This is a genomic window from Gordonia jacobaea (assembly GCF_965344965.1).
Lineage (GTDB): Bacteria > Actinomycetota > Actinomycetes > Mycobacteriales > Mycobacteriaceae > Gordonia > Gordonia jacobaea.
Genome location: NZ_CBDRLS010000003.1, coordinates 385,381 through 410,985, shown reverse-complemented (window position 1 = coordinate 410,985; position 25,605 = coordinate 385,381). Strand labels below are relative to the sequence as shown.

Below are 25,605 nucleotides of genomic sequence, written 5' to 3'. Positions count from 1 at the left end.
AGCCCCGCCCCCGCTTACCGTTTAGGCTAGGGTAGGCTAACTTTTCATGGTTGGCTGCTGTCGTCGATTGCCCGAGATCGCCGCATTACGCACTCCCGGAGTGGGGCGTTGATGCGCGCCACGTCGGCGCAGCAGGGCTTGTGGTTCGCGCAGCGAGTCGCCCCTAACCCCGATGTGTTCACGATCGGTCAACTCGTCGACTTCGAACCTCGACCCGATGCCAGTCGCCTCTCAGCCGCTGTTCGCCAGACCGTCGCCGAAGCCGACGGTCTGCGATCTGTGTTCTCCGAGCAGGACGGCGATGTGGCAGTCGAGCTCGGCGTACCGATCGAGGTGACCGACCGCGATCTCGGCGCCGATACCGACGCGATCGATGTGTATGCGCAGGCCGCGGTCCAGATCGCGATAGACCCTGCATCCGGCCCGTGCGCAGTCGTCGAGATCCTCCACGCGGGTGGGCGTACCTCTGTGCTCGTCGTCGCGCACCACATCGTGATCGACGCCTACGGCCTCGGTCTGCTCGTTCGGCGCATCGGTCGCCTCTACGCTGATCCGGGTGATACCCGACGCCTCGGGAGCGTCGTCGACCTTCCGCCAGAACCCGATGCCGGCGCGAGCGCAGAATTCTGGAGCCGCGAGCTCGCGGGCGTCACTGGTCCCCTGACCTTGGGCGACACACCGCGTGGCCACCGCATCGCGGCCGCTACGCACACGACTCGTGCCCTGGTCCGCGGCGCAGGCGGGGCCGCGATGTCGCCTGATCGCCTCGTCGCCGCCGTCGCGGCATTCTGTGCACGCGCCACGGGTGCCGACGACGTCGTGATCGGGTTCCCGATGATGAACCGATTCGGTTCTCCCACAGCCAATGTCGTGTGCACAACGGTCAACGTCACCCCACTGCGTGTCGCGGTCGCCCCCGCAGCGACCGCCGACGAACTCGCAGCCGACGCCGCAGCAGGCATCCGCCGGATCGCGCCGCATGCGCGTTACCGAGGCGAGGACATCGTCCGCGACGCACGACGCTGCGACGTCGACGGTGTCGTGGGACCGACAGTGAACGTCAAACCGTTCGGCTCAACAGTCACTTTCGATTCCGGGACCCAGGGTTCCGCAGACGCCGACTCAGCCGACTCGATTACCGCAACGGTCCGCTCGCTGCGTCGTGGTCCGGTCGTCGATCTCTCGATCACCGCACTCGACCTCGGCTCGACGGAGTCCGACCGTTCCGACCTCGAGCTCACACTCGACGCCGACGCCGCCATCTACAGCAAGGCCCGCGCCGCCCGAATCGCCAATTCTCTGGCGGCGTTCGTCGGCGAATTCCTGAGCGAGCCAACCCGTCCCGTCGGCGCCATGCGGATCAACGAGCCCGGCACTGAGGTGCCTGCGTCAGATGCGCCGGAAATCGACCGGCACGGCGTCGACGTTCTCCCGTCCGGCACGACAGCACCGATCGACCCGACCCCGCTCGATGCTCGCATCGCGGCCGCTGCGCCCGGTGCGATCGCGGTGCGATACGGCGACGACGCGATCGATTTCGGCGAACTCAATCGTCGCGCAGACGAACTCGTGGCGCGGCTGGGGCCAGTCGCACCCGAGTCGGTCATCGCTGTCGCACTCCCCCGCGGCATCGACCTCATCGTCGCCTTGGTCGCCGTGATGCGTAGTGGCGCAGCCTTTCTCCCACTCGATCCGGGATTTCCCGCCGACCGCAGAGCTGCCAGCATCGCCGACGCCGCGCCTGTCGCCATCATCGAACCCGCCGTCGTCGAGTCCCGCATCACCGAATCCCCCATCACTGAACCCACCGTCGTGGCGTCCGGAGACCGCGATGTTCAGATCCGGCGCCTATCCGATCCGCACGGGCGGCCGGTCGAGACCACGTCGGACGACCCGGTCGGCAACTCTGCTGCCTACCTGATCTACACGTCGGGGTCGACCGGCAAGCCGAAGGGCGTGGTGATCCCACATCGTGCCCTGCGGAACTTCACTGACCACATGGTCGGCGGACTCGGCCTCGGCCCCGGCAGGTCGCTGCTGGCGGTGACGACGATCTCCTTCGACATCGCACTCCTGGAGACACTCGTACCGCTCTCGGCGGGGACATGTGTGGTCTTGGCCGACAACGACGACATTCACGATCCGGCGCGGCTCGCGGCACTCATCTCCCGACATCGACCGGACGTCATCCAGGCCACACCGTCGTTGTGGTCGGCTTTCCTCGGTGCGGGGCACGGACCCGCGCTGGCAGGTGTCGACGTACTGGTCGGCGGCGAGCAGTTGCCCTCCGACGTCGCTCGCGACCTCGTCGCTTCCGCGCGGTCGGTGCGCAATATGTACGGACCGACAGAGACGACGATCTGGTCGACGACGGCTGAGGTCGACGATGCCGCCGACGTCACCATCGGCACCCCGATCGCGAACACGGGTGTCCGCGTGCTGGATTCGACGTTGCACCCGGTTCCTGCCGGGCGCGTTGGCGAGCTCTATCTCAGCGGAGACGGACTCGCTCGCGGCTACCGCGGCCTGCCCGGCATGACCGCCGCCCGATTCGTCGCCGACCCGTACACCGACGGCGCGCGCATGTATCGCACCGGAGACCTGGCGCGCATCCGGCCGGATGGCCGACTCGACTGCCTCGGCCGCACCGACCATCAGGTCAAGGTGCGCGGGTTCCGAGTCGAGCTCGGCGACATCGAGGCTGCGCTCACTTCCCTCCCGGCCGTCGCAGGCGCGGTGGTCACCTCCGTCGACGGGCGACTGGTCGGCTACGTGACCACGCACTCGGCCACAGACAACCACACCGAGCACGACGCGCTGGCCCACTCGTGGCGGAGCGACATCGCCGACATCCTGCCCGACTACATGGTGCCGTCAGCACTCGTCGTGCTCGACGAGTTTCCCCTCACGCCCAACGGCAAGATCGACCGACGAGCACTGCCCGCGCCCGACTACGCGGCGCAGGCCGCTCGGTCGCGGCCGCCGTCGGGTCCCGTCGAGACCGCGCTCGCCGAGGTGTTCGCGACGGTGCTCAGGCTTCCCGCAGTCGGAGCGGACGACAACTTCTTCACACTCGGGGGCGACAGCATCGTCGCCGTGCGAGTGGTCAGCGCCGCGGCGTCGGCCGGCTGGGAAATCACACCGCTGGAGATCTTCGACCATCCCACGGTCGCGGGACTGGCGTCGGTAGCACGCAGCCACGCAACCGCTACGCATGCTGAGAACTCGTACCCGACAGGCCAGCCGCTCCCGACAAGCTCTGCGGCCGCAACCACCGCAGGGGTCGACGCCGACGAACTCAACGAACTGATGGAGGGTGACCTGCTGTGAGCGCAGCGCTCGAAGACGTCCTACCCCTCACCGGCCTCCAGGAAGCGATCGTCTACCGATCGACAGCCCCCCGTGGCTCTGCTGACGTCGACCCGTATCTGATCCTCGCCGACCTCGATCTCACGACGGTCCTCACGCATGAGATCGACGTCGACCGCCTGCGCGAGGCGATCACCACCGTCACCTCCCGACACGCAACACTGCGGACCTCGTACACACGTCGACGGACCGGCGAACCAGTGGCCCGCGTCCACACCACAGTCGAGACACAGCTCCCCGTCGTCGACATCGCCACGCTCGACGACGGACTCGACACCCTGCGCGCGGACGCCCGCACGACCGGCATCGCACTGACTTCGCCTCCGCCGCTGCGCTTTACACTCGTGACCGAGTCCGGACGCCCTCGCTGGCTGTTCGTCGTCGCACACCACGTTGCTTTGGACGGGTGGTCGCTGCACCTGATGTTCAGCGAGATCGTGCGCGCGTACCAGGGCGACACTCTCGCACCCGTACGGCCGATCAGCGACTACGCACGCTGGATTGCCTCACGGGGCCGCGACGTCGGCCCGTGGGTGGGGGCACTCGCGGATGTCGAGGCGTCGACGCTCATCGACATCGTCGAGCCGACGACGCCCAGCGCGCCACTACGTGTGCACCTGAGCGTCGAGGTTTCGGCGGCGCTGCGTGACGTCGCGACGCAGTCCTCGGCGACACTGAATACCGTCATCCAGCTCGCCTGGGCACTCGTGCTCGCCGATCGAAACGACTGCGACGACGTCGTATTCGCGACGGTGGTCTCCGGTAGGGATCCGTCGGTGCCCGGTGTCGACGAGATGGTCGGCATGCTCATCAACACGATCCCCGTGCGGGTGCGCATCGATCCGACGGACACCGTCGGCGACACGCTGACACGACTGCAGCGCGAGCAACTCGCCCTCCTCGGTAGCCACCACGTGCCGCTTGCCGACATCATGTCGGCAGTAGATCTCGGCGGCCCGATCTCGTCGCTCGTCGTCTTCGAGAGCTTCCCTCGCGGAGATGTGCGGCCCCATATCGAGGATGACAACGACTTCACCGCAACGCTTCTCGTCGAAGACGACCCCTCGATCGGGCTGGTGCTCGAACGCCGCGGAGCAGACCCGCACCTACTCGATGAGGTCGTCGCGTGGCTGACCCTGCTCGCGCACTCGCGTGAGAAACTCCTGGGTGGCCTCACGGTGACCCCTGCGGCCACGACGCCGCCATCAGGATCGCTCCCGTCAGCTTCCCTGCCGCAAGCCTCCCTGCCGTATGTTCCGGTGGCCCAGCAGATCTCGGAAACCGCGCAACGCTGTGCACGACGAACAGCGCTCCTCTTGGGTGATCGACGCGTCGGGTACCGCGAGCTGGATGTGCTCGCAGGACGAACCGCTCACGTCCTCAGAGAGCGCGGCATCGGACCCGAATCCGTTGTCGCAGTGGCATTGCCGCGTGGCATCGACATGGTGGTCGCGATCCTGGCCGTTGCCCGGCTCGGCGCGGTCGTCGCGCCGATCGACCCGACCTACCCTTCCGGTCGCATCCGATTCATGCTCGACGACGCGGCACCCGCGCTCGTGCTCGACGAACACACCTTCGCCGAGATCCGCGACGACGCCGTCGATTCACCCGAACTCGCTCCGTTCACGGCACATCCCGAGTCGGCCGCCTACCTGATCTATACGTCGGGTTCGACCGGAACACCGAAGGGTGTTGTGGGTACCGCTGCCGCACTGGCGAATCGCATCACGTGGGCCGCGCAGCGGTGGGACGGATCGGTCGTACTGGCCAAGAGCGCCATCGCGTTCATCGACGGCACCACCGAGATCCTGGGCGCACTCGCCGCGGGCGCCACCGTCGCCATCGCAGACGACGCGTCCGCGCGCGACGCGATGGCACTCGCCGAGCTGATCGACCGTCACGCGGTCGACCAGATCACGGCCGTGCCGTCACTGGCGAGGGCAATCGCCGACCTGCTCCCCGACAGCCCACCCTCTGAAAAACCAGCGCAACCCGAGCCGACGCCGTCGATACGCCGCTGGATTGTCTCCGGTGAGCCACTTCCCGGCAGCACTGCTGCTCAACTCGCCGGCGCCGCAGATGAAGTGGTGAACTCGTACGGGTCGTCGGAGGTCGCAGGGGACGTCACCACCGCGACGATCCGCACCGCCGCGGTCGGCACGATCACCGTCGGCACGCAGGTTCCGGGCGCTGGTGTCGTCGTGCTCGACCGTCACCTGAACCCGGTGTCAGTCGGCCGTTCCGGCGAGGTCTACGTCACCGGCGTCCAACTGGCGAGGGGCTACCACGGCCACTCCGACTGGACGGCAACGCGATTCGTCGCGAACCCGGCAGGTTCCGGTGACCGGATGTATCGCACCGGCGATCGTGGTCTGATCACTGCCGACAGCAGACTGCAGCTCCTCGGTCGAGCCGACTCGCAGGTCAAGATCCGCGGCACCCGCGTCGAACTCGGTGAGGTCGAACGAGCTGTCCTCGCACTCGGCGGCGTCGACGATGCCGTGGCGGTAGTCGGTGAGGATCACGACGGACACACACGTCTGGACGTCTACGTTGCCGGAGCTCAGGCACCCGACGCCGTCCCGGCCGAACTGGCCGATACGTTGCCCGCGGCCATGATCCCGGCCACCTGGACCCGACTCGACTCTCTTCCCCGTACACCGGGCGGCAAGACAGACCGTAGGGCCCTTCCCGCCCCGACCTCGCCGCGCGCGGTCTCCCGACGCGAGCCGCGCACCGACATCGAGCGGCTCGTCGTCGACACCGTCGCCGACGTCCTCGGCCTCGACGCCGCGGGCGCGGCACGGCCGAGCGTCGACGACAACTTCTTCGACCTCGGTGGCCACTCCCTCTCGGCGACACGTGTGCTGACGAGGCTGCGGGTGGCGACCGGACGTGTCGTCGGTGTCGCCGAAGTTTTTGCCCATCCGCGGCTCGCCGACCTCGCAGCGCTGTTCGCAGACGACAGCGGCGCTCCTGAAACCACGACTACCGGAGTCACCGGCAGCGCGGCAACGGTGCCCGCGCAACGCCCCGAACGAATTCCGCTCTCGCCCGCGCAGCGCAGACTCGCCTTCCAGAGCGGGATCGGCGATGCCGCGTACACGATTCCGTTCGCCGTTCGGCTCGACGGGCCAGTCGACGCTGCGCGGCTGCAACGCGCACTCGACGGCATCGTCGAACGCCACGAGACGCTGCGCACAAGGATCGTCGACGACGCGCAGGTCATCGATGGGGTCGACGGCGCGAGCGTGCTGATCGACGAACATCACATCGAACCCGCGAGCCTCGACGCGACGATCGACTCACTCGTCGGGCGCCCATTCGAGTTGTCAGCGGACCTGCCCCTGCGCGCCGACCTCCTACACACCTCCGAGGCGTCGGCGGTGCTGCTCCTCACGGTGCACCACATCGCCGCGGACGAATGGTCGGCAGCAACGCTTTTCGACGAGCTCGCCGCCGGTTACAACGGCACGCCGGTTGCCGCGCCACAGCTCCAGTACGCCGATCACACGCTTGTCGAGATCGAGCGGCTGGGCACCGTCGACGATTCCCGATCACTGGTACGCCGACAACTCGACTACTGGCAAGACCAACTCGCCGACGCACCAGCCGAACTCGACCTCCCCTACGACCGTCCCCGGCCCACCGAGCCGGATGCCGTTGGTGGTCAGGTCGAGATCGTCGTCGACGCCGACGTTCTCGTCGGGCTCCGCTCTGCCGTCCGGGCACTCGATGCGACCGTGTTCATGGCAGCGCACGCCGCTGTGGCGCTCGCGCTCAACGCGTCCGGCGCGGGCAACGACATCGTGGTCGGCACCCCGGTGGCCGGCCGGTCATCGGCATCCGCCGAGTCGCTGATCGGAATGTTCGTCAACACCCTGCCGCTGCGCACCGACCTCTCCGGTGATCCGACGCTCCTCGAGGTGTTGCGCCGCGTCAGGGAGACCGACGTTGCGGCCCTGGCCGCACAGGATGTGCCGTTCGACGAGATCGTCACCGCACTCGCCCCCGAACGAGCACTGAGCCGACATCCGGTGTTCCAGACGATGGTCCAGTACCGCGACCCGATCATCGCCCCCGAATTCACCGGGTTGCGTGCAGAACCCGTCTTCCCACGAGCCCGAACCGCCAAGTTCGACCTGACCTTCGAGTTCGTCGAACTCGCCGACTCCGCCGGCATCCGCTTGCGCGTGGAGTACGCCGCGGCACTCTTCGACGAACAGACCGTCGCTGATCTCGCAGAGCGCGTGAGATCCGTACTGCTTGCGCTCGTCGACGCCCCGACCAGTCACGTCGCGCAGCTGCGCCTCGGCCGGTCCGCCGAGCTTCCCGTGCTGCCCGCACCCGACGTCGTTCGTCCTCGGCGATCCCTTGTCGACATTTTCGCCGCCAGCGCACGCACCTTTGCCGACCGTCCCGCCGTGTCCGACGGCACGCACACGCTCACCTACCGCGAACTCGATGCACTCAGCGCGTCGATCGCCGGACGCCTGCACTGCGACGGCGTGCGACGCGGACACTCGGTTGCCCTGATCCTGGAACGCTCGACGGACCTCGTCGCCGCGATCATCGCAGTACTGCGCTGCGGCGCCGCCTACGTTCCGATCGATCCCGCGTACCCGAGTGAACGCATGTCGTCGACTCTCGCCGACGCCGCGCCGACGGTCATCGTCGACGCCGACTACCTCCAGCGCGAAGGTGACTCCCTCTCTGACACAGCGGTTTTCGAACCCGAACTCACCCCGGCCGACCCGGCCTATGTGATCTTCACCTCCGGGTCGACCGGAAAGCCCAAGGGTGTCACCGTCACGCACGGCAACGTCGTCGCACTGATCGATGCCACGGCCGAACTGTTCGACGTCGACGAGAACGACGTGTGGACGATGTTCCACTCCTACGCATTCGACTTCTCGGTGTGGGAGCTGTGGGGTCCGCTCTCGACCGGAGCGCACCTCGTCGTGCCCGATCACGCCACCACCCGCTCGCCGGCCGACTTCGCCGCCCTCATCGGCGAGCGGGGCGTGACCGTGCTCAGCCAGACGCCGTCGGCCTTCTTCGCCCTCGACGCCGCAGATCTCGCAGACACCGAGCACCAGGAGACCCCCGAGACAATTGGCTCCGGGTCGGCATTGGATTCACTGCGCTACGTGATCTTCGGTGGCGAGGCGCTCGACCTGCCGCGCCTACGATCGTTCGGCCGGCGGTATCCGCGGACCACGTTGGTCAACATGTACGGCATCACCGAAATCACCGTCCATGCAACGTATCTGGTGCTCGATCAGCAGACCATCGATACCGCGACGGGCAGCGACGTCGGGGCGTTGCTGCCAGGTTTCACCGGCCATCTGCTCGACGGGTATCTGCGCCGGGTACCCGTTGGTGCCGTAGGTGAGCTGTACCTCGCCGGCCCCCAGGTCGCCGCCGGCTACCTGCAGCGCCCGGCGCTGCACGCAACCCGTTTCGTCGCCGACCCCTCGGGCACCGGTCAGGTGCTGTATCGCACCGGGGACCTGTTCCGACAGACCGGCCAGGGTGCGCTCATCTATCTCGGGCGCGCGGACACACAGGTCAAGATCCGTGGTTTCCGTATCGAACTCGGGGAAATCCGGGCAGCCCTCGCGGGTCTGCCCGGCGTGCGCGACGCCGCAGTCCTGACCCGGCCAGGACCGAGCGGTGCCGACCGAATCCTGGCCTACGCCGTCGCGGACAATCTCGCTTCCGATTCGTTCCACGCCGGCTCACTCCACGAGGCACTGCGCAACGCTCTGCCTGAGCACGAGGTCCCGTCGGCCGTGGTGATCGTCGACTCGATCCCGCTGACGGTCAACGGAAAGACCGATGCCGCAGCACTTCCGGAACCCGAGGTCGGCGTCGCGGAGGGTCGTGCACCGACGACAGCGATCGAGACCGCGCTCGCCGACATCTTCGCCGACACTCTCGGACTCGACGACCGGCCGGGCGTCGACGACGACTTCTTCGCGCTCGGCGGCGACAGCATCGTCTCGACGACCTTGGTCAATCGCGCACGACGACGTGGCATCCGATTCACGCCGAGGGATGTCTTCACTCACCGCACGGTCGCCGGGCTGGGCTCGGTCGCCGAGTGGATCGACGACACGTCGTCTGCCGCTCCGACGAGCACGGACGACCCGGCGGCCACCGCGCCGACGCCCATTCCGCTGCTGCCGATCGTCCATCGACTCCGTGAGATCGGTGGCACGATCGACCGGTTCAACCAGTCGCTCGTCGTCGACACCCCGGCGGAACTCGACGCCGACACGCTTCGCGCAATGTTCCGTGCACTGCTCGATTCCCATGAGGCGCTTCGGAGTTCGTTGCAGATCGTCGCCGGTGTGCTCTGGAACATGCAGAGCGCGCCACCGGGATCGGTCGACGTCGACGACGTCCTGCGAATCGTCACGCTCGACAGATCCGTCTTCGACGACCCGGACGCGCTCGCCGCAACCGTGTCGGCCGAATCCAGCGCGGCGGCAGGCAGATTGTCGCCCGGCGCAGGACTCATGGTGGCCGCGACCTGGTTGACGACCGGCTCGCCCGACGATCCGATCGCGGGGCGACTGATCCTGGTCATTCACCATCTCGCCGTCGACGGCGTCTCACGGCGCATCCTGCTCGAGGATCTCCGCACCCTCTGGGAGACGGCAGCCACCGGTGTTGCGCTGCAACCGATTCCGACCCCGACACCCCTGCACGCATTCGCCGCCGCCGTGACCGAGCGAGCCGCCGATCCGGCACTGCTCGACGAGGCTGCCCATTGGGCGCAGGTGCTGGCACCGGGCGGCGAACTGGTGCCCGGTCAGCTCCCCACGTCGGGCACCGTCACCGACCAGCGGCGCCACGTCGTCACGTTGTCTCCGGAAACCTCGGCATCGCTCGTCTCCGATCTACCCACCCGCCGCGGTGTGGGAATCACGTCGCTGCTCCTCGGGGCGTTGCGTGTCGCCGCAACACGAGCTCTCGACACAGGGGACCTCATCGTCGACACCGAACGTCATGGTCGCGATGCACATGAGTTCGGCATCGACGCGGATCTGTCACACACGGTGGGCTGGTTCACCACCGTCGCGCCGATCCGGCTATCGGCCACCGGCGACATCGCCGACGCAATCGCCGACGCTGAGACAGCATGGACCGCAATGCCCGCTGCCGGAGCGGGATTCGGCATGCTGCGCTACCTCAACCCGCAGTTGTCGGCCGCGCTCGCCACCATGTCGCGACCGTCCGTGCTGCTCAACTACCTCGGACGCTTCACCGTCGGCGGGGGCTCGCCATGGCAGCCCTCGGTGGAATCGACGGCACTCGCCGCAGATCCCGACCCGGGCCTCGGTGTCGCCTACCCACTCGAGATCGACATCGTCTGTCGTGACGAGTCGTCGGGTCCCGTTGTCGCCGCGACTTTCAGCTATCTACCCGACCACCTCGACGACGCCGCTGTGCGCGACCTCGCCGCTGCACTGTGCACGGCGCTCGATTCGCTTGCGGCGCCAGCAGAATCCGGAGTCAACCAGTGACCTCGCAGCATGTCAGCCCCCAACATCCGACTTCGCAGCATCCGACTTCGCAGGATCAGACACTGCCCGTCCTCGCCGGTCAGCGTGACATCTATCTGTCGATGCAGGCCTCGGGCGACCCCGCACTGTACGTGACCGGACTCTACGTCGAGGTCGACGCACGAACCGATGTCGAACGTCTCCGGGCGTCTATCCTCGCGGTCCTCGAGAAGGCCGAAGCGATGCGCGCCGTGTTCGTCGAAGAGGGCGGCGACGTACGGCAGCGAGTCCTGCCCATTACCGACTTCGATGTCGACATCCTCGACATGCCTCTCCCCGAAGCGCGCGACTGGATGGCCGCACAACTCGCGCAGCCGATGGACATCGCGCACGGCCCACTCACCGAATGCACGATCCTGCGCACCGCCCGAACCGACACCGACTCAGCAACCGACCAGCCCGACCCGACATTGGCGCTTGTGAAGGTTCACCACCTCGTCTGCGACGGCATGGGGCTCGGCTTCTTCACCCAGGCGGTGCAGGAGCATTACGACGTATCCGGCGTTTCTGGGACATCCGAGACTTCTGGCAACGGCACTGCGTCGCGAGCCAGGGACTGGCGGCTGCTCCCGGTGCTCGACGCCGAGCACGACTATCGCGACGGTCCCGACTTCACCGCCGATGCCGACTACTGGTTGGCGCGCATGGGCGACCGGCCGCAGCCGGTGCGACTCCTCGACGACGATGTGGTGCCCGGTCGCGGCATCATCGCGTCACGCTTCGACATTCCCCTCGAGGTTCTCGACCCGTTGCGCACGCTCGCGCGCGATGCAGGGGTACGACCGACCGTCCTGCTGATCGCCGCGGTTGCGGCGTTTGCCCACGTGCGCACCGGCCGCACCGACCTGGTTCTCGCGCTACCCGTGACCGGGCGACTTGACCGTAGGGCACGCACAACACCGTCGATGGTGACCAGTGTGCTGCCGCTGCGCGTCGACGCGGACCCGCGCGACAACCTCGCCGACCTCGCCGCCCGCACCGAACGCGCGGTGTTCGCGCTCGTCGCCCACAGTCGTTTTCGCGGTGAGGATCTCGGCCGTGCTCTCGCAGCGCAGGCCAGGGAGGCGGGTTCATCGGCACCATCTGACGGCCCGTACCGCATGTTCGGTCTCGGCGTGAACGTCATGGCGAACACCTCGCGGCAGACGATGGGCGGCCATCCACTCTCGCTGCATGCTCTCGCATCCGGTCCTGTCTCCGATGTCGAGATCCAGATCCAGGTGAGGCGTCGGGACAGGCCCGCCGAAGTCGTCGTTCGCACCGTCGCCGAGGCAGCCGAACAGGCGCACCGTCTCGGCGAAGATTTCGCCGCTTTCCTGCGCGCGCTCGCCACCGCTCCCTCCGAACGCCTACGCGCATTCACTCCCGACGGACAGCTCGACGATGCGCTGCGCTCGGTTCGCACCGAAACGCACGGAGCTGCGGGCGCGGTATCGCTCACACCCTCGTTGGCGCGACTTCGCGAAGGCCAGATCGATCCGGATACATTGCCGCCCCGCGTCATTCGTGCCTGGGCGCCCTCAACAGTGACCGCCGACGCGGTCAGTGACATCGCCTCTGCGCTGGCCGCGGCACATCCCGCGTTGCGCACCACGGTCAGTCGGCCCGCACCGATCCTGTGGACCTTGACGACCGCGTCCACGCATGACATCACCCTTCCGGTCTCGATCACCGACGTCGAGCCGACCGGAGCACCCGCGCACGGGTTGACCTTCGTGCCCGCGACCGGTGAGGTCATCGGCGCGTTCGACGCCGCGCTTGTCGATCCGACGTCCGCGGAGATTCTCCGCACCGACCTGCAGACCGCGCTCGACGACGCCGCCGCGGGTAGGCACATCGAGGTCGATGCACCTGACGCCGAACTCAGCACTCTGGCAACGGGATTGGCAGGACGAGCCGCCGATGTCGGCGCGTTGGCGCACTATCTTGAAGCCCTCGCGCCGGGAGCGTCGCTACCGCGCATCGACGGCGCGTCCGGCGCATCCGGGGCCGACCACTCGACACACAGCTCTCGCGTCGACGTGGACGACCCGAACGTCGAACATCCCACCCAGCACGCTCTCGTTGCGGCGCTGGCAGGTGCGATCGCAGACGTCTTCGGCGTCGATGCGCCGCGGGAACTCCTGATCGACCTCGCCGTCGACCTGCGACCCGTCGGCACTCGCACGGTCGGCCCGTTGCAGGCACTCGAGCCGATACGCATCGACCTGGCGAATCCCTCGCTACCCTCCGGCCCCAACCCGACGCTCGGCAACGGACCGGGTCTCGATGTGCTGCGCTATCTCTCACCGCAGGTCGGCGCGGCGTTGGCCGGCGCCACTGCTGCGGGGCAGATCGTCGAACCCGACGTGCTCGTCGGCGACCACGGACTGCCGACCGCACACCCCGTCTCGATCAGGCTGTTGCGCAACGACTCTCCCGATCACGCAGGCTGGTCGGTCATCGTCGACGTCGATTCGGAAGTCATCCCACACGCCGACACCCTGGCGCAGGCGATCACCGACCGGGTGATCGCAGACGCCGATCGACGTCTGGTGGCACTCGACGAAGCGACCGTCGAGCGACTCACTCGCGAACACGGAACCATCGACGACATCTGGCCGCTGACACCGCTACAGGAGGGATTGTTCTTCCAGTCGCAGGTCGACGCATCCGACGACATCTACACCGCGCAGTTCTGGCTCGACCTCGGCCACCGAATCGACGTTGAGGCGCTGCGGCGCGCCGCACGCGCGCTACTCGACGAGAATCCCGAATTGCGGGCCGCATTCGTCGAGGTCGACGGCTCCCCTGTGCAGATCATCCGCAGCGCGGTCGATCCCGTCATCGCGGAGGTCGACCTCACGGAGGTGTCGCCCGACGTCGTCGACTTCGAGCTCGACGCGGTCCTCGACGCCGACCGCGGCCGCGAGATCCCGATCGGCACCGCACCCCTCTGGCGGATCACGCTGATTCACCTGCCCGGCGAGCACGACCGCATCGTCGTCAACCGTCGATTCCTGCTGTGGGACGGCTGGTCTGGCGGACTCGTGGTGTCGCGGCTGCTCGCCCACCTCGAAGGCGCCCCGGCGACGACACCGGAAGCCTCACTGCGCGATTACCTCGCCTGGATCGCTGACACGTCCGACGCCGACGCGCTCGCGGCATGGCACGCACATCTCGACGGCTACACCGAGCCAGCGCTCGTCGCGCCGCGGGCGGTGGGGTCTACTCCTCGTGCGCCGCGTCGGATCGAGGTCGACCTCGGTGTCGCCGCGTCGGAGTCACTCCGCGCTGACGCGAGGTCTGCGGGCGTCACACTCAACACCGTCATCTCGGGAGCCCTGACCCTCACGTTGTCGCGCGTCCTCGGAGTCACCGACGTCGCGTTCGGTTCCACCGTCGCCGGCCGTCCGACAGAGGTTGCCGGCCTCGACACCGTGATCGGGCTGTTCCTCAACACCGTCCCCGTGCGAACGGTGCTGCATCCGCAGGAGTCGGTGCGAGACTTCCTGCGCCGCAGTCAGGATGCCCGCGTAGAGCTGATGGCCTACGACCACATCGGATTGGCCCGCCTTCAGCAGGAGACCGAGCATCCGGTGCTGTTCGACGTCCTCTACGTCCTGCAGAACTTCCGAACCGAAGAAGAGGAGCGCGAGCAGTCGGCGCTGCACGACGTCATCGGCGAGGGCAGTCTGGACCACACCCATTACCCGTTGGCGCTCGTGGTGACACCTGGTGCATCGATTCGGTTCCGACTCGAGTATCGAGACGACCTGATCGACCATCGTTACGCCGACGGATTCGTGACACGATTCCGCCACGCACTGGAGTTGATCGGTCGCGACCTCGGCACCACGGTTGCCTCTCTCGATCTGTCGCTCGAGTCAGACGTTGCGCTCGTCGGTCCACTCCATCGGCTCCCCGACACCACGGTGTCGGGATTGCTCGCCGAGCGCGCCGCAACGATCCCCGACGCCGATGCACTCATCTACGGCGATTCGCGTCTCACCTACGCACAGCTCGACGGCGAGGTCGACCGTGTCGCACATGTGCTCGCAGACCACGGCGTCGGAGCGGAAACAGTTGTCGCACTGGCGATCCCCCGTTCCATTGAGACCGTCGTCGCGCTGTTTGCGATCCTGCGGGCCGGCGGAGCGTATCTGCCCCTCGAACTCGATCACCCCGACGGCAGACTCCACGGCATCATCGACGACGCAGCGCCGCTGCTGATCCTGACCCACAGCTCGGTGGCGCACCGATTCGACACGGTCGGCCTGCCGACACTTGCGGTCGACGGCCTGCCCGACCCCACATCACCGGCGTGGGCGGCTCCCCACGTCGACCCGGATCAACCGGCGTACGTGATCTACACGTCGGGTTCGACGGGCAAACCCAAGGGTGTCATCACGCCCTACCGCGGCCTGACCAACATGCAGCTCAACCACCGCGAGAAGGTCTTCGAGCCCGCGATCGCGCTCGCTCGTGAGGCCGGTGTCAGCAGGAGACTCCGCATCGCGCATACGGTCTCGTTCGCGTTCGACATGTCCTGGGAAGAGCTGCTGTGGCTCGTCGAGGGCCACGAGGTCCACGTTGCCGACGAGCAACTCCGTGCCGATTCGACGGCGCTCGTCGCCTACTGCGCGACCCACCGCATCGATGTCATCAACGTGACGCCCACGTATGCAGCGCAGTTGTTCGCCGACGGTCTGCTCGCAGGCGACCACGTGCCCGCGCTCGTCCTGCTCGGTGGTGAGGCAGTCTCCGAACCGGTGTGGACTGCGCTTCGTCAACACCCGCACACCCTCGGCTACAACCTCTACGGCCCGACCGAGTACACGATCAACACCCTCGGGGTGGGCACCGACGAAACACCGACGTCGTCGGTCGGTACCCCGATCTGGAACACCACCGCACACCTGCTCGACCCGTGGCTGCGCCCGGTGCCCGCGGGTGTGCCGGGCGAGTTGTACATCAGCGGCGCGGGCCTTGCGCGCGGATATCTCGGACGGCCCGATCTGACCGCCGAGAGGTTCGTCGCGGATCCGTTCTCCGACGGAGGCCGCCTGTATCGCACCGGCGACGCGATGAAGATCCGTCCCGACGGCAATCTCGACTTCCTCGGACGCACAGACGATCAGGTCAAGGTCCGCGGTTACCGGGTCGAGCTCGCCGAGATAGACGCCGCAGTGACCGCGCTGCCGCAGATCGCGTCGTCGGCAGTCGTGGCGACCGCCGATCCCGCGACACCCGACGTCAAACGTCTGGTGGCGTACGTGATTCCCACCGACGCGGGCTCGGAGCTCGACTACGCGCAATTGCGACGCGAGTTGAGCGCAAACCTCCCCGACTACATGGTCCCCACCCTGTTCGCCACGGTCACCGAGTTCCCGATGACCGTCAACGGCAAGCTCGACGTGAAGGCGCTGCCCGCCCCCGAGGTCGGCGGTACGCGACGCGCACCCCGCACCGATCTCGAACGACGGCTGTGCGAGGTCTTCGCCGAGGTCCTCGGACTCCCGGACACCGATGAGGGATGTGCGGTCGGGATCGACGATGACTTCTTCGCGCTCGGCGGTCACTCGATGGCGGCGATGCGTCTCGTCTCGACGCTGCGCGCCGAACTCGGCGCCGAACTGGCGATCCGCGACCTCTTCGAGGCGAGGACTCCCGCCGACATCGCGCTGCGCACCGAACTGACCGGATCGACCACCGACATCACGACCGGTGTTCGGCCGGACCGTATCCCGCTCTCGCCCGCACAGGAACGACTCTGGGTGCTCTACGAGATGGATCCCGACGACATCTCATATCACTACGGCCACGTCGTGCGCGTGCACGAATCCATCGACACCGACGCACTGTCGGCGGCATTGAGAGATGTACTGGCACGCCACGAGAGTTTGCGCACCGTCTTCGAGACCACGGCGGACGGCGAGGTGTACCAACGTGTTCTCGACTCCGCTGAGGTCCCCGATGTGGTCGAGGTGCGCACCGCCGGTGCCGAGGTCACAGAGGTGACACGTGAGTTCCTCACGCGCACTTTCGATCTGCGTTCGGCGCCACCGATACGGGTGCAGGTGGCGCAGGTCGCTGCACCCGCCGAGTCGACCGTTGCGGTCCTGACCATCGCGATGCACCACATCGCCACCGACGAGTGGTCGGACCGACCACTGCTCACTGACCTCACCGCTGCCTACGCCGCACGGGCCGCAGGTGCAGTACCGGAGTTCTCACCGCTGCCCGTCCAGTACGCCGATTACGCACTGTGGCAACGTGATCGGATCAGCGAGCGCGGTCAGAAGCAGCTCGACTTCTGGACCGACACACTCGCCGACCTCCCCGAGGAGCTCGCACTCCCCCGCGACCGTCCACGGCGTCCCGGTGCGCCCGGACCCGCGGCAACGGAGTCGACCGTCGTCGATGCCGACACCCGTGCGACTCTCGCGCGTATCGCCGCCGATCATGGAGCCAGCATGTTCATGGTCGCCCAGGCGGCAGTGGCCACGCTGCTGTACCGAGTAGGTGCCGGAGCCGACATCCCGCTCGGATCGCCGGTCTCGGGCCGTAACGATCCCGCGCTCGACGACCTCGTCGGCTTCTTCGTCGACACCCAGGTATTGCGCACCGACGTCGGCGGCCACCCGCGTTTCGACGAACTCATCGACCGTGTCCGCTTAGTTGATCTCGCTGCATTCGACAACCAGGACATCCCCTTCCAGCAGATCGTCGAACACCTTGCACCGCAGCGCGTTCCCGGACGCAATCCGCTGTTCTGTGTCAGCGTCGGATACCTGCCGTTCGGCGCGATGCCCGATCGCTTCCTCGGTGTCCCGGCGACGTTCGAGCACCTGACGTCCGTATCGGCCAAGTTCGATCTCGCCTTCACCGTCGTCGACAACACCGAGACGGGTGAACTGACACTCGCCCTCGAGTACGCGACGACGATGTTCGACGCCGCTACCGCTCAGGACCTGCTCGCACGCCTTGCCCGCATCCTGCGCGTCGTCAGTGCGACGCCCGACGTCGTCGTCGATCAGATCGAGCTTCTCGGTCCCGACGACGAGGCTTCCATCCGCGACGCCGAGCGCGGCGCGCAGGCGCTCGCCGATCACGCCGACACGGTGACAGATCTCATCGACGACGTCACCCGCCGGCATTCGTCGCAAATAGCGTTGTCCGACACCGATGGTGGATCGGTCGACTACGCCCAGCTGGCAGGAGCGACCGAACGACTGGCTGCGCGACTCATCGACCTCGGCGTGCGACCCGGCGACGTGGTTGCCGTCCTCGTCCCGCGGAGCATGGCGCAACTGGCCGCCCTACAGGGCGTGCTGCGCGCGGGTGCGGCCTACCTGCCGATCGACAGCGACACACCCACTGACCGTGTCGCGACGATCCTCGACGACGCGCGGCCCGCCGCGGTCATCGTCGGAAGCGGCAGCTCGGCAGTGACCACCGCCAGTGTCCCCGCGATCAGTGTCCCGACGATCAGCGTCGACGATCGGCTCTTCGAGGAGAACCCAGCGGCATCGATCACCGACTCCGAGCTGCCTCACGTACGCGCCGACGACGCCGCATATGTGATCTACACGTCGGGTTCGACGGGCAGGCCGAAGGGCGTGGTGGTCACCCATCGCAGCGTGGTGAACGTGCTGCGGTGGCGCGCGGAGACCATGCCGGGCGGCGGTATCGGACCCGCCGACACCGTTCTCGCCAAGACGCCGGTGGGTTTCGACGGTGCCGTGTGGGAGTTGTTGCTGCCGTTCACCGTCGGCGCGCGCGTTCTCGTCGCAGAACCGGGCGCACAGCGCGACCCCCGCCGACTCGCCGACCTCATCGGCGCCCACGGCGTGACGACGACGGTCTTCGTGCCGTCGCTGCTCGAGCTGTTCGTCCCCCACCTTCCTGGCCTCGACTCACTGCGTCACATGATCGTCGGCGGCGAGGCGTTACGCACCGAGCTCGTCGACGACGTACTCGCCGCGGCACCGTCGCTGGCAGTGATCAATGCCTACGGTCCCACCGAGACCACGGTCGTCGTCACCGATCACACCGCGGTTCCACACGCGTCCACCCGCACGGCACCCATCGGACGTCCGATCGCCGGTACCGACCTCCTCGTCCTCGACACGTCGTTGCGGCGTGTACCCGACGGCGCGGTGGGCGAACTGTACGTGCGCGGAACACCGCTCGCCCGTGGATATCTCGGGCGCCCAGCTCGCACCGCGGGCTCCTTCGTCGCCGATCCGACCGGTGACCAGCCGGGCACGCGGGTGTATCGGACGGGCGATCTGGTCCGACGTCGAGCAGGCGTCCTCGAGTACCTCGGCCGTATCGACAGCCAGGTGAAGGTGCGCGGAAACCGCGTCGAGCTCGGCGAGATCGAGGCGGCACTGCGTTCGCTGCCCCGGGTCGCCGACGCCGCGGTCGCCGTCGACTCCGATCGGGTCGTCGGCTGGATCGTCGCAGCAAGCAATTCGGAAGACGCCGACTCGCAGGACGAGTCGTCCGTCGTCGAGTCCGTGACACGTCAACTCTCGACGTTGCTGCCGGACTACATGATTCCGTCACCGCTGGTCGTGCTCGATGCGTTTCCGCTGAATCAGACCGGCAAGCTCGACCGCCGTGCGTTGCCGACGCCGACCGTCGACGGTTCGCAGGGCACCAGCCCGCGGACCTCGCTGGAATCCGACCTCGCCGAGATATTCTCGGCGGTACTCGGGACCGACGTCACCGATATCCACGCTAGCTTCTTCACCCTCGGCGGCCACTCGCTCGCCGCCATCAAGTTGGTCAACCTGATTCGCGGTTCACTCGGGTACGACGTCGGGGTCCGGACAGTGTTCGACGAGCCGAGCATCGCTCAACTGGCCGAGTGGCTCGTCGCCAACGGGGATGCCACGTCGACGGAATCGCATTCGGACACAACGAGTTTGCGTCGTCGCGCCGACGCCGAACCGGTGCTCTCCTTCGGTCAGGCCCAGATGCTGACGCTCGCGGGAGTGTCGGGACCCACCAGCACGTACAACGTGCCGCTGCTCTGGCGTCCGGGCGGGCCCCAGGGGACAACACCCATCGACCCGGATGTGTTGCGCGCAGCAGTCCGCGACGTCGTCGACCGCCACGAGATACTCCGAACGCGGTACCCGGACGATCGCCCCGATGTCGTCGTCGCGCCACAGATTCCGGTCCGCGTGGTCTCCGACATCGCTGAGCTGCACGCGGACGCGGCACACGCCTTCGACCTTGCCGCCGAGATACCGATTCGGGTGGCGACAACATCCGAGTTCGCGGTGGTCACGATCCATCACATCGCCACCGACGAGTGGTCGGCAGCGCCGCTGCGTGCCGACCTCGACACGGCGTATCGTGCACGCGCACAACAGATTGCACCCGAGTGGGACGATCTCGCACTGCAGTACTCCGACTTCGCCGCATGGCAGCGGGATCTGCTTGCCGACGACCGCGGTCGACGCGAGCTGGACTTCTGGCGCCGCATTCTCGACGGTTCGCCGGAGGAGCTGTCACTTCCCTACGACCGGGCCCGACCTCCGCGACCGTCAGGTCGTGGCGACGGAGTCCTCGTCGGCGTTCGCCCCGAGACGGTCGTGGCACTCAAGGAGCTTGCCGCATCGACGGGAACGTCGATGTTCATGGTGTTCCAGGCGGCCGTGGCGGTTCTACTGTCGCGACTGGGTGCAGGCACCGACATCCCGCTCGGTTCGCCGGTCACCGTGCGCGACGACGCACGGCTCGACCAACTGGTCGGCTTCTTCCTGAACACCCTCGTGCTGCGCACCGATGTGTCGGGTGATCCGACGGTGGCCGAGCTACTCGCACGGATCCGCGCGGCCGACCTGTCGGCGTTCGAGAACAAGGACGTCCCGTTCGAGCAGGTCGTCGAAGCGGTGGCGCAGTCACGCTCGTCGGCGCTCAACCCGCTGTTCCAGACGATGGTGGTCTACGTCGACGGGCGACTCCCCGAGTCACCAACCGACGGCAACACGGGAACCGGCGGGGGTGAAGGCATCGCGCCGCCACTGCCGACGACGGCCAAGTTCGATCTGTCGTTCGACTTCACCGAGGACGCCACCGGCGTGACGCCGCGGGTGGGCGGAGTGATCGAGTACAGCACCGATCTGTTCGATCGGGCGACGGTCGAATCGATGGCCCTACGGCTCGTCATGATCCTGGACTTCATGGCGGCACAACGGGATCGGCCGCTACGCGCGCTCGACATCCGAATCGCGACAGAACTGCGCGACCTGCATCGTCCGCCCGCTCCTGCGACGACCTTCCCCGAGTTGTTCGACGCCGCGGTGGCCCGCGATCGATCTGCACCTGCGCTCCGAGGGCACGACGGTACTCGCACGTTCGGCGAGCTCGACCTGCGCGTGAAGACAATCGCGGCCAGGCTCGTGGCCGAGGGCATCGGTCCCGAGGACGTCGTGGTCGTGTCGCTGCCTCGTGGTGTGGTCGCGCTCGAAGCGATCTTCGGCGTACTCGTCGCGGGTGCCGCCTACCTACCGATCGAGCCGGGCACACCGCCCGAGCGAGTTGCCGCGATGACCGGCGTCGCGTCGCCGCGACGCGTGATCGACACCCTCGACGACCCGATTCTCGCTCCAACACAGGCCGATTCGGCGCCTGCGCTGAGGCGGACAGCGACGGTGCTGCCCGATCACCCCGCCTACGTCATCTTCACCTCCGGGTCCACGGGCACACCGAAGGGGGTCGTGGTGCCCCATCGCGGTCTTGCGAACCTCTTCGCAAGCCATCGACGCATGCTCCACGAGCCCGCACGTCGCCGTGCCGGGCGTGATCGCCTGCGCGTCGGCCACGCGTGGTCACTGGCGTTCGACGCCTCGTGGCAGCCACAGCTGTGGCTCCTCGACGGCCACGAGGTGAGCATCGTCGACGCCGATACCCAGCACGACGCGCAGGCGCTCGCCGCGCAGTTGCGTGCTGAAAGCTGGGATTTCCTCGAGCTGACGCCGTCACACCTGCGTCAACTCGACGGTGCCGAAGAATCCCTGTGCGCCATCGGTTTCGGTGGCGAAGCGGTTCCCGACGCCCAGTGGCAGCGCTATCGCGAACTGAACGGAACCGAAGCCTACAACCTCTACGGCCCCACGGAGGCGACGGTCGACGCTCTCGTCGCACGCGCGGCCGACGCCGAGCATCCGGTTGTCGGCCGACCCGTCGACGGTGCGCGCGCCTACGTCCTCGACCCGGCACTCATGCCGGTTCCCGACGGCGTCGACGGTGAGTTGTACCTCGCCGGAGCGGGATTGGCACGCGGCTACCTCGGTCGCGGCGACCTCACCGCCGAACGTTTTGTCGCCGACCCGTTCGCGGCAGACGGGTCGCGGATGTATCGCACGGGCGACACGGTTCGTTGGACGCGCGACGGCCAGCTCGACTTCCGCGGCCGTGCCGACGACCAGGTGAAGATCCGCGGCTTCCGCGTCGAGCTCGGTGACGTCGAGTCGGCGCTGACGTCGGTACCGGGAGTGACGACGGCGCTCGTCGTCGCGCGTGCCGGCAGGCTCGTCGGCTATGTCGTGGCCGATCGTTACGCAGGCGAGGAGCAGGCTCCGGTGGAGCCCGCCACCCTGCGTGCTGCCGTGCGCACGATGCTGCCCGACTACATGGTGCCCGCGACCGTCGTCGTGCTCGACGCGCTGCCCACCCTGCCGAACGGCAAGATCGATCGCCGCGCACTACCGGAACCGACCTTCGACCACACTGTGCGTCCGCCGGAGACGGACGTGCAGCGGCGAGTGTGTCATGCCGTGGCCGACGTGCTGGAATTGCCGGCAGACCAGGTGGGACTCGACGACGACTTCGCAGAGCTCGGTGGCGACAGCATCGTGGCGATGCAGCTCGTCGCCCGGTTGCGCGCCGAGGGCTTCACACTCAGTCCGCGTGACGTGATGGTCAATCGCACCATCGTCGGACTCGCAGAGACACTTCAACGCGCAGGGACCGCACCGAAACTCCCCCGGGTGGCCGCGGGCGTCGTGCCTGCCACCCCGATCGTTGGCTGGCTCGACGAACTCACGAGCGGCAACCCCGAGCACATCGGTGGCTTCCACCAATCAGCGCTGCTCACGGTTCCCGCGGGTCTCGACGTCGACGCGCTCACACAGGCGCTCAACATTCTCGTGTCGCGCCACCACATGCTGCGCGCTCGACTCGTCGCCACCACGTCGCCGTGGCACTTCGACATCCCCGAGATCGGCGAGGACACAACCGAATCCGGCGTCGTGCCCGAGGTGCTCGTCGTCGACGGCAGTGACGGCACTGACGGCGACCTGACTGAGCTCGCACGCACTGTGCGCGCTCGCCTGGATCCCGTGGCAGGACGCATGGTCGCGGCCGCGTGGAGCGACCGGGGCGATGAACCGGGCCGCCTGCTGGTGGCCATCCATCACCTCGTCATCGACGGTGTGTCGTGGCGCGTGCTCGTCCCGGAACTGATTGCCGCGTACACGCAGCTGACCGCAGGTGTTGCACCGGAGGACATCTCGCTCGCGCAGGTATCGACCGACTTCGGTGCGTGGGCGCGCGAGTTGGCGGAGTTGGACCGCAGTGGTGAGACGGACCTCTGGCGTCAGATCGCCGCCGATGTCGATCCGCTGGCCGTCTTCTCGCGTGCCCTCGATCCCACTCGTGATCGCCAGGGCACCGTGCTCCGACATCGCGTCGATGTCGATACCGATGTCGCGCGGGAGATCCTGGGTCCGGTCGGCGCGCGGCTGGGTGTCGGCGTCGACGAGGTGCTGTTGGGCGCGTTCGGTGCGGCGATCAGCACCCCGACGCTCGTCGACTCCGAGGGGCACGGCCGCGTCGAACATCTCGTTCCGGGCGCCGATCTTACCGGCACCGTCGGGTGGTTCACGGCCGTCCATCCGATCCGGGTCGGCGGTACCGACGACGCCGCAACACAGGCGAGAGATCTCGCGGCGCAACGGGCGACGATCCCGGACGGTGGCGTCGGGTACGGTCTGCTGCGGTACGGTTCCGCGAGCGGCGACGAAAACACTGACCGGGAGGTCATCGACCTACCGAGCGCGGCTATCGAGTTCAATTACGTTGGTCGATACCGTGATTTCGCCTTCGACGGGTGGTCGATGGCGCCCGAGTCGGTCGACATCGGACCCGACGACGAGATGCCCGCCGGTTACGGACTCATCGTCGACGTCGCGACGGTCGACGGGCCGAACGGGCCGCGACTGTCGGCAACGTGGAACTACCAGCCCGGAATGATCGACGCACATGCCATTGCGCGTCTGGCAGATCGATGGCTGGCTGCCCTCACCGAGTTGGCGAGCGTGAACAGCGGCGAGACGGAAGGTGGTCGATGAGCGGCAAGGTACGTGGGGTCCTGATCGATATCAGTCCCCTGCGCGAGAGCGCGGCCTTCCGCCGCATCTTCTGCGCCCGACTCATCTCGATCATCGGCATCGGGCTCCTCATGGTGTCGGTGCCGATCCAGATGTACGACCTCACCGGATCGTCGGCGCAGGTCGGCGCGGCGACTGCCGTCACGGGCGTCACGACGTTCGTCGGCATGCTGGTCGGTGGTGTTCTCGCCGACCGGTTCGATCGCAAGAAGCTGATTCTTCTCGGACGCACGGGCGCGGCACTGAGCTTCGCAGGCCTCGCGCTGAACGCTTTCGGTGTATTCGGCACGACGTCGGTGGTGGCTCTGTACGTTCTTGCGGGCGTCGACGGGCTGATCGGTTCGCTCTCGACGTCGGCGTTGATGGCGGCGGTGCCGACGCTGATCCCGCGAGACAAGCTCGTGGCGGTCGGCGCACTCAGTTCGCTGACAGTCCGGGTCGGGACCGCGATCTCGCCTGCCATCGCCGGATTGATCATCGCGGCTGCCGGTGTCGAGTGGGCCTACACCATTGCCGCGATCCTGGCGACCCTGACGGTGCTGATCCTGCTGGGTCTCCCGTCGATGCCTCCCACTGCGGCAACCCTTGGCGCAGAGTCGGAGTCGTCGTCCGGAGGAGCTCAGGTCAACGCCGCGGACGCGGCACACAGCGACTCGCCGCAATCACTCGTCGAGTTCCTCACCTCGCAACGCGTCGTGCTCGGCGTGATGATCGTCGGTGTTCTGGCGATGCTGGGCGCGGGACTCGTGGCACTCCTTCCCGCGCTCGTGGCGGAGCGGTTCGGCGGCGACGCCAGAGCAACCGGCCTGCTGTACGCGGCCGTCGCCTGTGGCGCGATGCTCGGCGCACTCACCAGTGGATGGTTGGCAGGGGTACGGCGTCCGGGTGTCGTGTTGCTCGGCGCACTCGCGGGCGCGGCGCTCGTCCAGGTGCTCTTCGGGTTCGCACCGGTCGCGTGGCTGGCGATCGTCCTGCTGTGCATCGTCGGATATCTCGAGGCGACGCAGGAAGTGCTCCGGTATTCCCTCATCCAGCACCACACCCCCGGGCCGCTGCTGGGACGGGTGAACGGCATCTGGATGGCCCAGGAGGTCGGCGGCGTGACGATCGGTGCGCTCGTCGCAGGCGTCTTCGGCACGATCTGGACCGCATCGGATGCCATCGTCTACTACGGACTCGCGCTGCTCGTCCTGTCGATCATCGCGGCCTTCGTGCTCCGGGCGGTCGTCGCAGTACGTAACGACCGCCCGGTGGAGAGCACGCTGTCCTGA

The 25,605-nt window shown here is 67.5% G+C and carries 4 protein-coding genes; all 4 read left to right on the top strand.

Annotation, left to right across the window (positions count from 1 at the left end):
• Window positions 1-111: 111 nt before the first annotated feature.
• The 4 genes from ACRVY7_RS12610 to entS are packed head-to-tail and all read left to right on the top strand — an operon-like array spanning window position 112 to window position 25,605.
• Window positions 112-3,330: an amino acid adenylation domain-containing protein gene (locus tag ACRVY7_RS12610; RefSeq protein WP_431817282.1), complete on the top strand. Its 3,219-nt coding sequence runs from the start codon at window positions 112-114 to the stop codon at window positions 3,328-3,330.
• Entirely contained in the window at window positions 3,327-10,904 is a 7,578-nt protein-coding gene (locus tag ACRVY7_RS12605) for an amino acid adenylation domain-containing protein (protein ID WP_431817281.1), read from the top strand. Before ACRVY7_RS12610 ends, ACRVY7_RS12605 begins: the two co-directional genes overlap by 4 nt.
• Window positions 10,901-24,295 (top strand): amino acid adenylation domain-containing protein, encoded by a 13,395-nt coding sequence (locus ACRVY7_RS12600; RefSeq protein ID WP_431817280.1) that lies wholly within the window; start codon window positions 10,901-10,903, stop codon window positions 24,293-24,295. Before ACRVY7_RS12605 ends, ACRVY7_RS12600 begins: the two co-directional genes overlap by 4 nt.
• Window positions 24,292-25,605, top strand: a complete 1,314-nt coding sequence (entS, locus tag ACRVY7_RS12595; RefSeq protein WP_431817279.1) for an enterobactin transporter EntS — start codon at window positions 24,292-24,294, stop codon at window positions 25,603-25,605. The genes ACRVY7_RS12600 and entS overlap by 4 nt, the downstream gene beginning before the upstream one ends.

Bases quoted from the DNA above. Each gene is read 5' to 3' on its own strand.
- entS (WP_431817279.1), top strand. From the start codon at position 24,292: ATGAGCGGCAAGGTACGTGGGGTCCTGATCGATATCAGTCCCCTGCGC.
- ACRVY7_RS12610 (WP_431817282.1), top strand. From the start codon at position 112: ATGCGCGCCACGTCGGCGCAGCAGGGCTTGTGGTTCGCGCAGCGAGTC.